General features: G+C 50.4%; 14 protein-coding genes and 3 pseudogenes. 16 read left to right on the top strand and 1 reads right to left on the bottom strand.

The window, feature by feature from the left end:
* The first annotated feature begins 2 nt into the window (after nucleotides 1-2).
* The 10 genes and pseudogenes from gpG (at nucleotide 3) to ABIC79_RS02770 (ending at nucleotide 7,282) form a co-directional block, all read left to right on the top strand.
* Nucleotides 3-419 (top strand): phage tail assembly chaperone G, encoded by a 417-nt coding sequence (gpG, locus tag ABIC79_RS02810; protein WP_223509610.1) that lies wholly within the window; start codon nucleotides 3-5, stop codon nucleotides 417-419.
* Nucleotides 420-439: 20 nt separating this feature from the next.
* Entirely contained in the window at nucleotides 440-754 is a 315-nt protein-coding gene (locus ABIC79_RS02805; protein ID WP_354566541.1) for a phage tail assembly protein T, read from the top strand.
* Complete coding sequence (locus tag ABIC79_RS02800) at nucleotides 735-3,086, top strand: phage tail tape measure protein (RefSeq protein ID WP_354566540.1); 2,352 nt, start codon at nucleotides 735-737, stop codon at nucleotides 3,084-3,086. Before ABIC79_RS02805 ends, ABIC79_RS02800 begins: the two co-directional genes overlap by 20 nt.
* A gap of 18 nt (nucleotides 3,087-3,104) precedes the next feature.
* Nucleotides 3,105-3,461 (top strand): phage tail protein, encoded by a 357-nt coding sequence (locus ABIC79_RS02795; RefSeq protein WP_354566539.1) that lies wholly within the window; start codon nucleotides 3,105-3,107, stop codon nucleotides 3,459-3,461.
* Nucleotides 3,461-3,607: pseudogene (locus ABIC79_RS02790) on the top strand (phage minor tail protein L); the annotation flags it as partial. The gene ABIC79_RS02795 and the pseudogene ABIC79_RS02790, both read left to right, overlap by 1 nt.
* A 48-nt stretch (nucleotides 3,608-3,655) precedes the next feature.
* Nucleotides 3,656-4,276: pseudogene (locus tag ABIC79_RS25615) on the top strand (phage head spike fiber domain-containing protein); the annotation flags it as partial.
* Nucleotides 4,277-4,513: 237 nt separating this feature from the next.
* Nucleotides 4,514-5,119 (top strand): annotated as a pseudogene (locus ABIC79_RS02785) (phage minor tail protein L); the annotation flags it as partial.
* A gap of 2 nt (nucleotides 5,120-5,121) precedes the next feature.
* Nucleotides 5,122-5,832: a C40 family peptidase gene (locus ABIC79_RS02780; RefSeq protein WP_354566538.1), complete on the top strand. Its 711-nt coding sequence runs from the start codon at nucleotides 5,122-5,124 to the stop codon at nucleotides 5,830-5,832.
* A 63-nt stretch (nucleotides 5,833-5,895) separates the two neighbouring features.
* Nucleotides 5,896-6,303 (top strand): hypothetical protein, encoded by a 408-nt coding sequence (locus ABIC79_RS02775; RefSeq protein ID WP_354566537.1) that lies wholly within the window; start codon nucleotides 5,896-5,898, stop codon nucleotides 6,301-6,303.
* A gap of 166 nt (nucleotides 6,304-6,469) precedes the next feature.
* Entirely contained in the window at nucleotides 6,470-7,282 is an 813-nt protein-coding gene (locus tag ABIC79_RS02770; RefSeq protein ID WP_354566536.1) for a lipid II-degrading bacteriocin, read from the top strand.
* Nucleotides 7,283-7,309: 27 nt separating this feature from the next.
* Here ABIC79_RS02770 and ABIC79_RS02765 read toward each other — a convergent pair whose 3' ends face one another.
* Nucleotides 7,310-7,645 (bottom strand): YebF family protein, encoded by a 336-nt coding sequence (locus ABIC79_RS02765; RefSeq protein WP_354566535.1) that lies wholly within the window; start codon nucleotides 7,643-7,645, stop codon nucleotides 7,310-7,312.
* A gap of 155 nt (nucleotides 7,646-7,800) precedes the next feature.
* Between ABIC79_RS02765 and ABIC79_RS02760 the strand changes: the two genes are divergently transcribed.
* From ABIC79_RS02760 to cor, 6 genes are all read left to right on the top strand, one after another.
* Complete coding sequence (locus ABIC79_RS02760; protein WP_354566534.1) at nucleotides 7,801-8,214, top strand: putative periplasmic lipoprotein; 414 nt, start codon at nucleotides 7,801-7,803, stop codon at nucleotides 8,212-8,214.
* 57 nt (nucleotides 8,215-8,271) lie between these two features.
* Entirely contained in the window at nucleotides 8,272-8,862 is a 591-nt protein-coding gene (locus ABIC79_RS02755) for a tail assembly protein (protein ID WP_354566533.1), read from the top strand.
* Nucleotides 8,863-8,922: 60 nt separating this feature from the next.
* Entirely contained in the window at nucleotides 8,923-12,108 is a 3,186-nt protein-coding gene (locus ABIC79_RS02750) for a TipJ family phage tail tip protein (protein ID WP_354566532.1), read from the top strand.
* Entirely contained in the window at nucleotides 12,109-12,423 is a 315-nt protein-coding gene (locus ABIC79_RS02745) for a hypothetical protein (protein WP_354566531.1), read from the top strand. It abuts the gene before it with no gap.
* A gap of 1 nt (nucleotide 12,424) precedes the next feature.
* Nucleotides 12,425-13,099, top strand: a complete 675-nt coding sequence (locus ABIC79_RS02740; RefSeq protein ID WP_354566530.1) for a hypothetical protein — start codon at nucleotides 12,425-12,427, stop codon at nucleotides 13,097-13,099.
* Nucleotides 13,100-13,223: 124 nt separating this feature from the next.
* Nucleotides 13,224-13,460: a phage exclusion lipoprotein Cor gene (cor, locus tag ABIC79_RS02735; protein WP_354566529.1), complete on the top strand. Its 237-nt coding sequence runs from the start codon at nucleotides 13,224-13,226 to the stop codon at nucleotides 13,458-13,460.
* The last annotated feature ends 2 nt before the right edge of the window (nucleotides 13,461-13,462 follow it).

The raw sequence follows: 13,462 nt of genomic DNA, 5'->3' as shown, positions 1-13,462 counted from the left end.
GCATGTTTTTAAAATCAGAACTGTTTGAGTTCAACGGGGCAAACGCCACGCTGTACGAGCTGTCGGCGCTGCAGCGCGTCGAGCTGTTGCATTATCTGGCCGCGCAGGAAAAAGCGTTGCCCAACGATGAGCCCGACGAACAAATCCTGTCAGCCGCGCTGGTTGAACTGAATATCCGGGCGGGTGCGATGGTGGTGGCCATGTCCCTGTGGCACAGCGAGTCGCCGAAGCCGGATATTCACGACCTTCAGCAACAGGTGATGAGCACATGGCCGGTCGAGGCCATCGGGAAAGCGGATACCCAGGTCAAAGTGCTGTCGGGCATGATGGCAATCACTCAGACAACCGGACAGGAAGCCCCGGAGCCCGAAGTATCCGAAGGATCAGACAGCCAAGGGGAAACAGCGGAAAAGCGCTAACCCGTGAAAAGGACTTTGTCATGAAGCTGGCGCGTGAGTTCAGACGGCCTGACTGGCGCGCCATGCTTGCTGATATGTCCTCCAGCGATCTGGAGGAATGGCACCGATTTTATGCGTCCCATTACTTCGACGATGCGCTGCTTGATGCACATTTCGCCGCGCTGAACCTCAATATTTTGTCGCTGGTATGCGGGGAAAACGATCTTAACGTGGGTCATTTCAGTCTGCTAAAACCTCACGTCGTGGAAGAGCAGCCGGATCCCGATGATGAACAGTTAATGGCTATCGCAGAAGGTCTGTCAGGAGGAGTCCGCTATGGCCCAGCCAGTGGGTGATTTGGTCGTCAGCCTCGATGTTGATGCCGCAAAATTTAATGAACAGGTCAGTTATGTACGCAAGCAATTTACCGGTTTAGGGGCGGACTCGACGAAAGCCGGGACGCAGGTTCAGCAGGCATTCTCTAAACAGGAGCTTGCGGCACAGCGTGCGGGTATTTCCATCGGGCAATATAAACAGGCAATGCGGATGTTGCCTGCTCAGTTCACCGATATTGCCACCCAGCTGGCCGGCGGGCAAAGCCCCTGGCTGATCCTCCTTCAGCAGGGCGGTCAGATTAAAGATTCGTTTGGCGGGGTCGGGAACGTTGCCAAAATACTGCTGACATACATTACGCCGCTCAATGCGGCTATCGGCGTCGCTGCTGCCGTTTTTGGCAGCCTGGGCCTGGCGGTTTATAAAAGTCAGCAGGAGATTGCCGAAGCCAGCAAGATTATTCAGGAGTCCCTGGGTTTAAGTGGTGGCGCAGCGGAAAAGCTGGCGCAAAATATCCGGGCTATTGCCGATTCTTCTGGCGCGTCGATTAAAAGCGTTGCCGATCTCTTCATCACCACAAAAGATGGTGCTGACGAAGCCACGCGGAAAATGATTGCGGTCGGCTTCAGCTATCTGGATGCCAAAGCCAAGGTCAGTGAATACAAAGACTCATCTGATTTTACCAACCTCAACACCCAGATCGAAGCGCACCGGCTTAAGGTTCTCGGTATTCCGGATGCGTGGACGGACGCGGAAGAGGCGGTCAGAAACTATTATTCGGGGGTGAATTTAGGCAAGCAAAGTGCGGCATTGGGCGGTGCTATTGATCCCATCGTTGGCGTTCTTGAGCAGGCGAAGCAGTTAAGGGGGGACCTCACAAAAGCCACGACAGACGGGAACCTGGCAACACAGAAATCCGTGGAGTGGATAAATAAGGAATATCTGGCCACGGATGCTGTTGCAGGGGCTGAAGCGAAACTCAAAGAGGCACGGGAACAGTCACGGAAAATTGCCTTTTCGGGGGATGCGACCGCTATCGCGAATGCGCAAAAACTCATTGCCCTGCGTGAGAAAGAAGTCGAGCAGGCAAAGAAACGGCTGGAACCCAAAAAACAGCGGGTCACCACGTCTGCGGGAGACCGGGCAGAAGACAGCGCGCAGGGGGACTTACTGAGTCTGCAGGCACAGCTTAAGGTGCTGCAGCAGCATACCAGCGTTAACGATGTTATCAGCCAGCAGCGCAAGGATTTGTGGCAAACCGAGAATCAGTACGCCGTCCTTGAACAGGCAGCCAGCAGCCGGCAGTTATCTGCACAGGAAAAATCCCTGCTGGCGCATAAGGATGAAACGCTGGAGTACAAGCGGCAACTGGCTGTACTGGGCGATAAGGTCGTTGCCCAGCAAAGGCTGAATACACTTTCCGACCAGGCGGACAAATTTGCCCAGCAGCAGTCGGCAAAACGCGCGGCTCTGGATGCCCAGGCAGGGGGCGTCTCCTCGCGTCAGGCAGATCGCGCCGCCACCCTGCAGCGTCTGCAGGAAGCCTATGCGTTTAACCCCTCTGCCCAGCAGCGCGTCCTGCAGGAGCAACAGAAAACGTATGATGCAGAAGACGCCCTGCGGTCAAACTGGGTCGCGGGTGCGAAACAGGGCTGGGCGGAATACGCTGAATCTGCGACGGATGTTTTCACGTCCGTGCAGCAGGTGGCTCAGTCCGGGTTTAACGGGCTTACAGACCAGTTGAACAGTCTGGTCACTACCGGCAAGGCCAGTTTCAAAGACTTCACCTCATCCATTCTGAAAATGATTGTTAACGTGATCGACCGTCTGCTGGTGGCCTATGCCATTCAGTCAGCCATGGGATGGGTAACGGGAAGCGTTTCTGGTGGCGGTAATGCAGGGACGGCAATCACCGGCGGCAGCTATAGCAACCTGCAGCTTGCTTATAACGGCGGCTACATCCGCGAGTTTGACGTTGGCGGCTACACCGGGCACGGCGGAAAGTATGAACCCAAAGGCATTGTTCACGGCGGGGAGTTTGTATTCACCAAGGAGGCGACCAGCCGTCTGGGCGTTGCAAATCTCTATCGTATGATGCGGGGCTATGCGACAGGGGGATATGTGGGCGGCGTACAGACGCCAGTTGGCGCTGCAGGAAATATGAGCGCCGGAAGTCCTGTATTTCATAACACCATCATCCTTCAAAACGACGGTACAGCAAGCGCTAAAACCTCTGGCAGTAACGATGAGATGAGTAAGGCGATGATGAATATGCTGGACCAGTTCTGTCAGAAAAACATCACCAATGCTTTGCGCCCCGGTGGCCAGCTCTTCAATGCAATGAAAACCCGATAACCCCTTTATAGGTATCCCATGGCAATCGACATTTTCACGTGGCCCACCCAGGTCGCCAGCCAGCCTTCGACTGAATATAACCGGACGGTTAGAAAGGCTCAGTTTGGGGATGGCTATGCTCAGATTTCTGAGGAGGGTATTAATTCGGAAATGATTAAATTTCCCTATTCCTATCGCGGCCCGCTCATGACCTCACTCGCCATCAGAGATTTTTGCCGCAACCATTGCAGCAAGGCCTTTATCTGGACGCCGCCACACGGTGAGAAAGGGTTATATCGGGTAGCCGCTGATTCTATTCGTATGCAACCAAACGGAAAGTTACAGGCAACCATCACAGCAACGTTCGAGCAGGCCTATTCTGCGACGGGGGGATAATGTCATTAAACAGTGATTATCAAAAACTCGAGCCGGGAAACACTGTCCGGCTTTTTGAGGTGGACGGTACCGCTTTTGGCACCGGCGAAGTCCTCAGATTTCATAATTACAATCTGGCTTACACCGAAGATGAAATTGCCGCGGCTAATCCACTGAGTCCTATCAATTTGACAGAAACCGCGCTGGATAATCGTGTGACATTCCAGCGCACTGGTGCGGCCAGTTATATTGGTCAGGATGGGAAAATCTACCAGGCAGCGGCTAACCAGTGGCCGCTTGAACTTGGCGGCAGAACTGAACCTGAACCAGCATCAACAAACTTGCTGACATATTCGAATGCCTGGGCAAATGCCGCATGGTTAAAAAGTAATGGCTCAGCAGTCAGCAACGCAGTGACTGCACCGGATGGCACGCAGAATGGGACTAAATGGATCCCCAACACCCTTAATAACACACACCCTATTTACAGAAGTTTTATCCCCTCTCCGAATACTGATTACAGCTTTTCTGTATTCATTAAGGATGCAGGATATGGATTCGCGACGATATCAATTGTGCAGGCCAGCAACTTAGTTCAACAAAATTTGGTCACGGTCGATCTGAATGCTGGCGTTATTTTGCGCGCAACAGATTTGACAAGATGTTCGATTATTAAGCTGGCTGATGGGTGGGTAAGGGTCACGGTAACATCGACGACGGCGGCCACGATCAGTGGAGATATCCGACCAGCTGTCTATCCAATGGCCACATCCAGCACCACATTGATGACCGGGGATGGTGTGAAAGGAATAGCAGTTTGGGGAGCGCATTTTGAACAGAACAGCGCGCCGACAAGCTTAATTTACACATCAGGAACAATACAGACTCGGCCAGCAGCGACAGCCGTCATTCCGGCAAACGGAGCATCCGGCGTCAAGATAACTTATTCAACAGGCGAGACAGCCAGTCTGTCTTTCGGGTCCGCCGGTTCAATTGCGCTACCTGCAGCAACCAAGCCGTGGGGCACCCGTTATATCACCAAAATTGAATATATTGGTGGGACGCCGGTTTACGACGAATCAAAACTGCCTGCAAAATCCATCTGGTGGCAGGGCAATGAATATTCAGCCTGGCCGGTTCAAATTGAAGGTATTGAGGCTTCAACCAGCGGCAGCGGCGCGCAGCCGAAACTGACTGTGGCGAATCTTGACGGGTCGATTACTGCGTTGTGTCTGGCTTACGATGACATGCTTCAGGCTGTGGTGACGATTCACGATACGCTGGCACAATATCTCGATGCACGAAACTTTGCCGGAGGGAATTCCACGGCGGACTCCACGCAGGAAAAGCTGCAGGTTTTCTACATCGACAGCAAGAGCATGGAAACCAACATTTCTGTTGAGTTCACGCTGACCAGCCCGATGGATTTGCAGGGATTGATGATCCCAACGCGGCAGCTTCATTCTCTCTGCACCTGGTGCATCCGTGGCAAATACCGTTCAGGGGATGGCTGCGATTACGCTGGTACCAACTATTTCGATAAGCACGGCAATCCGGTTAGCGATCCCTCGCTCGACGTGTGCAACGGTACGCTGAACACGGGGTGCAAGCTTCGCTTCGGTGCAAACAACGAATTACCGTTCGGCGGCTTCCCGGGCACCTCTCTGATTAAGAGCTGATTATGCGTGATAAAACCCTGCAGGCTATTTTTGAACATGCCCGGCAGAGCTACCCGCACGAATGTTGTGGCGTGGTAGCGCAGAAAAGCCGGGTTGAGCGTTATTTTCCCTGTGCCAATCTGGCAGCCAATCCCACCGAAGATTTTCATCTTGATCCCGTGGGTTATGCTGACGCCGAAGACTGGGGAACGGTTATTTCCATCGTTCACAGTCACCCTGATGCAACGACACAGCCCAGCGAACTGGATAAAGCACAGTGCGATACAACCGAATTACCCTGGCACATCGTGAGCTGGCCGGAGGGGGATTTTCGTACCATTCAGCCGCGCGGTGAATTGCCCTTGCTCGAGCGACCGTTTGTGCTCGGGCACACCGATTGCTGGGGTTTGGTCATGAGCTATTACCGGCAGACACACGGCATTGTGCTGACCGATTACCGCGTGGATTATCCGTGGTGGGAAGACGATCACTCAGATAATTTCTATCAGGATTGCTGGTATGAATGTGGGTTTCGCGACTTCAGCGGGCCACCAGCGCCGGGCGATATGGTGATCATGCAGGTTCAGTCCAATAAGTGGAATCACGCCGGGATCCTGCTGGAAGGCAACATGCTACTGCACCACATGTACGGCATGCTCAGCAACCGAGTGCCGTACGGTGGGTACTGGCAGGAACGTACAGTGAAAATTGTCAGGCACAATGATCTGTTATAAATATTTAGCCTTACAATACTCCTCTGTTACGATGTAACGAACTGTTACTTAAAGAATGGGAATATGAAAAAAAATATCTTTCTGGCGATGCTAATTATGACATCGGTTTTTATAACAACTGGTTGTGCGCCAAAGCCACCTTCACAGGTTGAGATTTCAAGTGCTAATTATGGAAGCTTACCTGATGACTATCAGCAACAAATAAAAAATTATATGGCTTCCGCATTAAAGGACCCGGAATCGGCAAGGTATACATTCGAGCAGCCTTTTAAGGCCTATTCGCAAGATGGATCTATGGCGTCAACGAGTGGTGGAGTGATTTATGGATATGCGTCCGGTGTTCAGGTCAATGCCAAGAATAGCTATGGTGGTTACACAGGAAATCAGCTTTACGTATTTATGTTCTCGAATGGAGTGATGTACGACTCTACTCTGAACTTCAAGTTCGGGCGTGTGCACAGGGTTCCCTGATAGTACAAAAATTGCTGTATAAAAACCCTCTTAGGAGGGTTTTTGCTTATGGAAAGGGGTTAATCTTAGTACTTTATTTGCAATGGATGACACAACACTTATGGATATCTCAATTTGATTTGTTTCGATATAAATATTACTCATTACATCAACAAGAGAATGCATTATGAGTGATACAATGACCATTGTGGCTCCACCTACTCCAAGTACTTTCCAAGGTAACGGTTATTCAAATTTTGGGTTTGAAGCACAAGGACCTAATTCAGGCCAATTGTTCCTTCAGGTAACGCTGCCATATTATCAGTCCTCAAGAATGGCTGAGAATTGTGCTAAATCCATAGCACACTACATGGATACGCATGATCTTAATGATCCCAAAACCATGCAATCTGTAGCGTCTGGAATTGCTATATTCTGCTATGCAGATACACGACTTGTTAAACAGCCCAAAATGTCAAACTATGATGCAGTTCATCAAGGACCAGGCGCTGCTAAATTTAACTACAATACCCAGAGCGTAAATGAGTTAAGCGGTACTGCAATGTCTTCCATTGCTGCATGGGCTCATTATATGTGGGGTGATGGTAAAGAACGCTTTGTGAAACTTGAAAACATCGGTCTTCGTATCCAACCTAATCAGATCGATCCGGTGATGAATATAGTAAACAGTGGTCGCGTAGGTACTTTCCAGATTGCTGAAAACTTCAACCGAAATACCATGCTAGATGGCATCATCCCGGCGTCATATCTGGGGAATGTAACTTTAAAAACTGAGGGGAAACTGACTATTCAGTCCAGTGGTGCATGGACTTATGATGGTGTAGTCCGCGGGTATAATGATATTTACGACGCTAACCCTAGTACTTTCCGAGGACCTATGGGGGAGTTTTCAACAAAAGTACTTAATTACACGAAAGGCAAACCCTACCAAATTTCTATGCCGGGGCAGGTTGCGGTTAAAGGTACAGGTTTTCGATAAAAAATAGCCACCGTAAGGTGGCTTATCTTATTTTGAAGAATATTCAATTTCACCGTTTTTGCATTGGTACGTTGCAAAATATTCTTTAGAAGATTTCTCTCCCTTCGCGGTGAATGGAAGGAGAAAAACATCGGTAATTTGCACTTTGCCCTTATCAAAGTTGAGCTGTGGCTTAGATGTGCCTAACAGAGTAAGGTCGTTTGTCCAACGCTCAATGCGTTTATGATAATAGTCATCTTTTACCGCGTTTATAGCCTGATCGAGAGTGATGTTGCTACACACTGACTTTGATGCGCTGGCTGCGGTGGAAATATTCATTAACCACAATGCCGTTAATACCATAACGATAAATTTCTTCTTCATACCAATCCTTTACTTTCACGCAGTAAGTATGCTTCTTCAAATGGATACTTATCAACCTCATTCATACAACTGTGTAATGTTAGCAGATATCACTGATTTTGCGGTTTAAAATTAAAAGTTTCCAGCTATCATTACTGCCTGAACAGAGAGGGAAAATGATGAAAAAACTACTCATAGCAGTGCTGGCGCTCGGGCTGGCGGGGTGTTCGACAACGCCAGTATCGTCAAGTCTGGCAAAAGAGGTCAGTGCATCCTCTTCCTACCAATTTAAACAAGGATATGTGCCTGTAACAATCATTAGGGATACAGGAATGGTTGCTGGTGCGTGTGCAATAACCACTTTTATTAATGGTAATAAAGTTGCTGAATTGAATACCGGAGAAAAAGTTGTCGCATACGTAGAGCCTGGTGAAGTGATTGTCGGTGCCGGTTTTGTAGGCTCTGGCCTATGCAATGGGGCACCAAGAAAAGAGCGGGAATTTATAATCAAAGAAGCAAAACCGCGGACCCTTCGCATATTTATTGATCAAAGTGCAAACGTAGACATTTTGCCAACGACAGAATCGTAAATAAACCAATTCACGAACTAAGCCAGCCTAAGTGCTGGCTTTTTTTATGAGGTAAATATGGAAGAAAAAATGACTCGGATTGAACTCGGCGGGGCTCTTGGGAAATTATTTGGGAAAACGCACCACCGTCTGATCCGAACGGTTGGAGAGGCAGGCAGGGCACTGAGTTGTACAATCCAAGGTTTTGAACGTTATATGAATAATAGTAAAAACCGTGGTGTTACATATGCAATTTTCAGAGGAAAGAAAAACCTTGGGGAGGATGATTTAGATTATCCGGTCACAGGTGATGTGATTCGAATAACGCCTGTAATTATTGGTAGTAAGAAGGCTGGCGCTTTACAAACGATTTTGGGGGCCGTCATTGTAGCAATCGGCGTTGTATTAAACTTCACCCCGTTTGCCGCTGCTTCTCCTTATTTGTATCAAATCGGTGGCGCAATGGCTCTTGGCGGCGTCATTCAGATGCTTTCCCCGCAGACCTCTGGCCTCGCCAGTAAGCAGGATGCAGATAACCAGGCTTCCTATGCCTTCGGCGGTGTCACGAATACGGCTGCTCAGGGCTATCCTGTTCCGCTTCTTTATGGAAAACGCCGGATCGGCGGCGCGATTATTTCCGCCGGTATTTATGTCGAAGACCAGCAATAACCTCATCACCTAATCCTTACTTCTAAGGTCGCTTCGGCGGCCTTTTTTTATGGGCGCAATATGGCAACCGCAACCAAAATAAAAGGCCGCAAAGGTGGCAGCTCTTCATCCCGCACGCCCGTAGAACAGCCAGATGATCTTCAGTCCATCGCGAAGGCAAAACTGCTTATCGCTTTGGGTGAGGGGGAATTTGGCGGCGGCCTGACTGGGCAATCAATTTTTCTGGATGGAACGCCGCTGCTTAATAGTGACGGCTCGAGTAATTTTAGCGGCGTGGCGTGGGAGTTCCGCGCCGGGACGCAGGCGCAATCTTACATTCAGGGATTGCCGGGCACGGAAAACGAAATTAGCGTGGGCACTGAGGTAAAAAACACGGTTGCCTGGACACACACCTTCACCAATACCCAGCTTTCCGCTATTCGTCTGCGCCTGAAATGGCCGTCTTTGTTCAAGCAAGAAGACGATGGGGATCTGGTTGGGTATTCGATCAATTACACCATCGAACTGCAAACCGACGGCGGAGCATTTCAGACAGTAATCAACACAGCGGTTACTGGCAAAACCACGTCAGGATACGAGCGCAGCCATCGCATTGACCTTCCACCGGCTGGCACCACCGGGACAATTCGTCTGCGCAAGATTACTGCAGATGCGAACAGCGCAAAGATTGGCGATGCAATGACGATCCAGAGCTACACGGAAGTCATCGATGCAAAACTTAGATATCCGAACACCGCACTGCTGTATATCGAATTTGATTCCAGCCAGTTCAATGGTTCGATCCCTCAGATTTCATGCGAGCCACAGGGGCGCGTTATACGCGTGCCTGATACCTACGACCCGGTAACACGCACGTACAGCGGAACATGGACCGGCGCTTTCAAGTGGGCATGGTCAGATAACCCTGCGTGGGTTTTCTATGACCTTGTGGTCACTGACCGTTTTGGCCTAGGTAACCGGCTTACCGCGGCGAACATCGACAAATGGGAACTTTACCAGGTCGCACAATATTGCGATCAGATGGTTCCGGACGGTAAAGGCGGTAACGGCACAGAGCCGCGTTATATCTGCAATGTTTACGTACAAAGCCGAAACGACGCCTATACGGTTTTGAGAGACTTTGCGGCGATTTTCCGCGGCATGACGTACTGGGGCGGGAATCAGATTGTTGCCCTGGCTGACATGCCGCGTGATATCGATTACAGCTATACCCGCGCGAACGTCATCGATGGCCAATTCAGTTACTCGAGCAGCACGACCAAGACCCGTTACACAACGGCCCTTGTGTCATGGTCTGATCCGGACAATGCCTATGCTGATGCTATGGAGCCAGTTTTCGAGCAGGATCTGGTTACGCGCTACGGGTTCAACCAACTTGAACTGACGGCTATTGGCTGTACCCGTCAGTCAGAGGCAAACAGGAAAGGGCGCTGGGGTATCCTGACCAATAACAAAGACCGGGTGATAACTTTTGGTGTCGGGCTGGATGGCATGATCCCGCAGCCGGGTTACATCATTGCGGTTGCCGATGAAATGCTGTCGGGAAAAGTGACCGGTGGCCGCATAAGTTCGGTGAACGGTCGTGCTATTACTTTGGACCGTGTGCCGGATGCTGTCGCCGGTGGACGGCTGATTTTAAACCTTCCATCAGGAGCAGCTCAGTCACGCACAATTCAGTCGGTGTCGGGGAAGGTTGTCACCGTCACCACGGCTTACAGCGAAACACCAGAGTCCGAAAGCATCTGGGTAGTTGAGTCAGACGAGCTGTATGCGCAGCAATACCGCGTGCTCAGCGTGGCTGACAACAACGACAATACGTTCACCATTTCCGCGGCGTATCACGACCCGGATAAATACGCGCGCATCGATACCGGCGCCATTATCGACGAACGCCCGATCAGTGTTATCCCGCCGGGCAGCCAGTCTGCCCCTGCAAATATTCAGATCGGCTCTTATTCTGTGGTCAATCAGGGGATCAGCGTACAGACCATGCGGGCTACGTGGGACGCGACGGCTAACGCTATCGCTTACGATGCACAGTGGCGCCGCAACGATGGGAACTGGGTAAACGTTCCGCTCAGCTCTACCACGTCGTTTGAAGTGCCTGGCATTTACGCGGGTCGTTATCTGGTGCGTGTGCGTGCCATTAACGCAGCGGAGATATCAAGCGGGTGGGGTTATTCGGTTGAGGTTACGCTGACCGGTAAAGAGGGTAATCCGCCGAAGCCGGTAGGTTTCACGGCCACCGGTATTAACTGGGGGATCCAACTTACCTGGGGTTTCCCGGAAAACACCTCTGACACGCTAAAAACTGAGATTCAGTACACGCCGAACTCTGATCAATCTAATCCGCTGTTGCTGTCCGACGTTCCCTATCCGCAGGCGATTTATACGCAGTTGGGATTGCGGGCCGGTCAGGTATTCTGGTACCGCGCTCAGCTGGTGGATAAAACCGGAAATGAGTCGGGCTATACCGACTGGATCCGGGGGATGGTGAACGACAATGCAGATGATTATCTGGGCGATATTGCTTATGACTTCCTGAGTTCTGCCGATGGTGACCGGCTGACGGGTGATATTGAAACCAACATTGATGCCATCCTGCAGAACGCCTTAAACCTCAACTCAACCATTGATCACCAGTTCGCTCAGAACGGTGAGGTTCGCGCTGATATTCTGACTGTAAAAACTACCATTGCAGAAGTTGATAAGGGGCTGGCAGATCTGACTACGCAGGTGCAGGCGCAAATCGGAGATGTGACCGCAGCGCTTGAAGACAAACTGACAGCTGTTGTTGATGCCAGCGGCGCTTCAGCTATTTACACCCTGAAAACGGGCGTGCGGATCGGTGGAGTGATGTACAACGCCGGGATGTCTATTGCCGTACTGGCGCAGGCAGGCCAGCCGGTGGTTACGCGGGTGGGCTTTAACGCCAATCAGTTTGTGCTGATGTCGGGATCAGGTGACACGCAGTATTCACCCTTTGCCGTGGTGAACGGCCAGGTGTTTATCAGTGATGCGTTTATCCAGGACGGGACGATTACCAATGCGAAGATCGGCAACTTCATTCAGTCTAACAACTACGTAGCGGGTGTATCCGGCTGGCGTCTGGATAAGGGCGGTACTTTCGTGAATTACGGTTCTGGTTCCGGCGGCAAGATGAAAACCACTAACACGACGATCAGTGTCGCTGACGCCAGCGGTGTACTGCGAGTCCAAATTGGTGAGCTGACAGGAGTATTCTAATTGGCTAACTACGGTATTCAAACATGGAGCGCCTCGGGAACGCCGAATAATACGGGTTTAGTAAAGATCCTGATATTGGGGTCGGTCTATCTCTCCAAAGACCAGGTATCTGGGTCATGGTCGTATTCGGTACCGCCAGGTTATAAGGTGGCCGCAATGCAGTCGCCAGTTATGGGAGCCGAGCTTTCATCAGCCCGACGCAAAATAACCACGACAACGACTGGCGTCTCACTTTCGAGCGCCGGTGCAGATTATTCAACCGGTACATTCACGGCGGCTGAGGGTTGGCTGATCGTCTACTTAGTGAAGCAATGACATGGCAAATTACGGGGCAATACTGGTCGATGAGTACGGTATTCCGTTCTCAACACCAGACACGACGCCGATGAGTCTGGTCTCAAAGAATGTGTACAACTTTGGCGGAAGCGGAGGTGATATTAATTTGGCCGTATCCGTATCCAGCCCCTTTGTTGTCGCCTTCAATTCCGATGTAACCGGTGTTTATGGAAGGCTGAGTAATAATAACGGTGTATACGCACTCACGGTAGGCAGGCTTGCTGGTGGGAGTGTGGGAAATGTCACTGTTTATATTTTTGGTATCGTCATCCCTCAGCCCAAACCGGCGTGGGGGATTGCGATAAACAATGCTGAGGGACAGTGCATACTGACCAATGAAACCAAGGTCATGAATCCACCCATCGCTGTTGGAACGCCGGGTAATCCAGCCAACCTTGGATACAACATAGATATCACACTCAGCGGGAATTACGCGGTAATGCCGCAGATGACTGGCTTAATGGTAGGTGTCATTCATTCTGGGGGTGCAACGCGCCCTTTCCAGTCACCCATTCAGACCTATGCATATTTCAACGGTTCAACCACTCGAATATCCTCTACACAGACAGTCAGTCCGGGAGGAGATCAGCTTGAAAATGTTGGCTATGCAAATTCAAACGACATGATATATACAATTGAGGTATCCGCTTATTAATCAATGTGTTGCTACCTACGATCGTTTTTAACGATCAATTTCTATTAATTGATCTATTAAACCAATTATACCGTCATAAATATCGTTGTTATCGTTCCGGTATCAATATTCAAGGGACAGAAAAATGACAAAAATCATGATGGCAATTGGTCTGGCGGTTTTGGTCTCCGGGTGCTCAGGCATCCTTGAGAAGCAGCACCCTGTCTGTAGTGGTACGGCGCTCATTGGCGGGCAAGAAACGTCGGTGCAGATTTATGGCGTCCGCCGCGCCGCTAATCAAACTCAGTATCAGGCTGGCGATCCGTTCGGCTGGCGCTGGGTCAGTAAAACTAATTTCATTCGCACAACGTGCGATAAATGATG

This window comes from Rahnella sp. 2050, from assembly GCF_040544515.1.
GTDB classification, from domain to species: domain Bacteria; phylum Pseudomonadota; class Gammaproteobacteria; order Enterobacterales; family Enterobacteriaceae; genus Rahnella; species Rahnella aceris.
The sequence above is the reverse complement of the archived record's forward strand: the minus strand, read 5'-3'. Positions and strand labels throughout refer to the sequence as shown.

What these genes read in the sequence shown, in the direction of transcription:
- gpG (WP_223509610.1), top strand. Translation starts at nt 3, where the DNA reads ATGTTTTTAAAATCAGAACTGTTTGAGTTCAACGGGGCAAACGCCACG.
- ABIC79_RS02805 (WP_354566541.1), top strand. Translation starts at nt 440, where the DNA reads ATGAAGCTGGCGCGTGAGTTCAGACGGCCTGACTGGCGCGCCATGCTT.
- ABIC79_RS02800 (WP_354566540.1), top strand. Translation starts at nt 735, where the DNA reads ATGGCCCAGCCAGTGGGTGATTTGGTCGTCAGCCTCGATGTTGATGCC.
- ABIC79_RS02795 (WP_354566539.1), top strand. Translation starts at nt 3,105, where the DNA reads ATGGCAATCGACATTTTCACGTGGCCCACCCAGGTCGCCAGCCAGCCT.
- ABIC79_RS02780 (WP_354566538.1), top strand. Translation starts at nt 5,122, where the DNA reads ATGCGTGATAAAACCCTGCAGGCTATTTTTGAACATGCCCGGCAGAGC.
- ABIC79_RS02775 (WP_354566537.1), top strand. Translation starts at nt 5,896, where the DNA reads ATGAAAAAAAATATCTTTCTGGCGATGCTAATTATGACATCGGTTTTT.
- ABIC79_RS02770 (WP_354566536.1), top strand. Translation starts at nt 6,470, where the DNA reads ATGAGTGATACAATGACCATTGTGGCTCCACCTACTCCAAGTACTTTC.
- ABIC79_RS02765 (WP_354566535.1), bottom strand. Translation starts at nt 7,645, where the DNA reads ATGAAGAAGAAATTTATCGTTATGGTATTAACGGCATTGTGGTTAATG.
- ABIC79_RS02760 (WP_354566534.1), top strand. Translation starts at nt 7,801, where the DNA reads ATGATGAAAAAACTACTCATAGCAGTGCTGGCGCTCGGGCTGGCGGGG.
- ABIC79_RS02755 (WP_354566533.1), top strand. Translation starts at nt 8,272, where the DNA reads ATGGAAGAAAAAATGACTCGGATTGAACTCGGCGGGGCTCTTGGGAAA.
- ABIC79_RS02750 (WP_354566532.1), top strand. Translation starts at nt 8,923, where the DNA reads ATGGCAACCGCAACCAAAATAAAAGGCCGCAAAGGTGGCAGCTCTTCA.
- ABIC79_RS02740 (WP_354566530.1), top strand. Translation starts at nt 12,425, where the DNA reads ATGGCAAATTACGGGGCAATACTGGTCGATGAGTACGGTATTCCGTTC.
- cor (WP_354566529.1), top strand. Translation starts at nt 13,224, where the DNA reads ATGACAAAAATCATGATGGCAATTGGTCTGGCGGTTTTGGTCTCCGGG.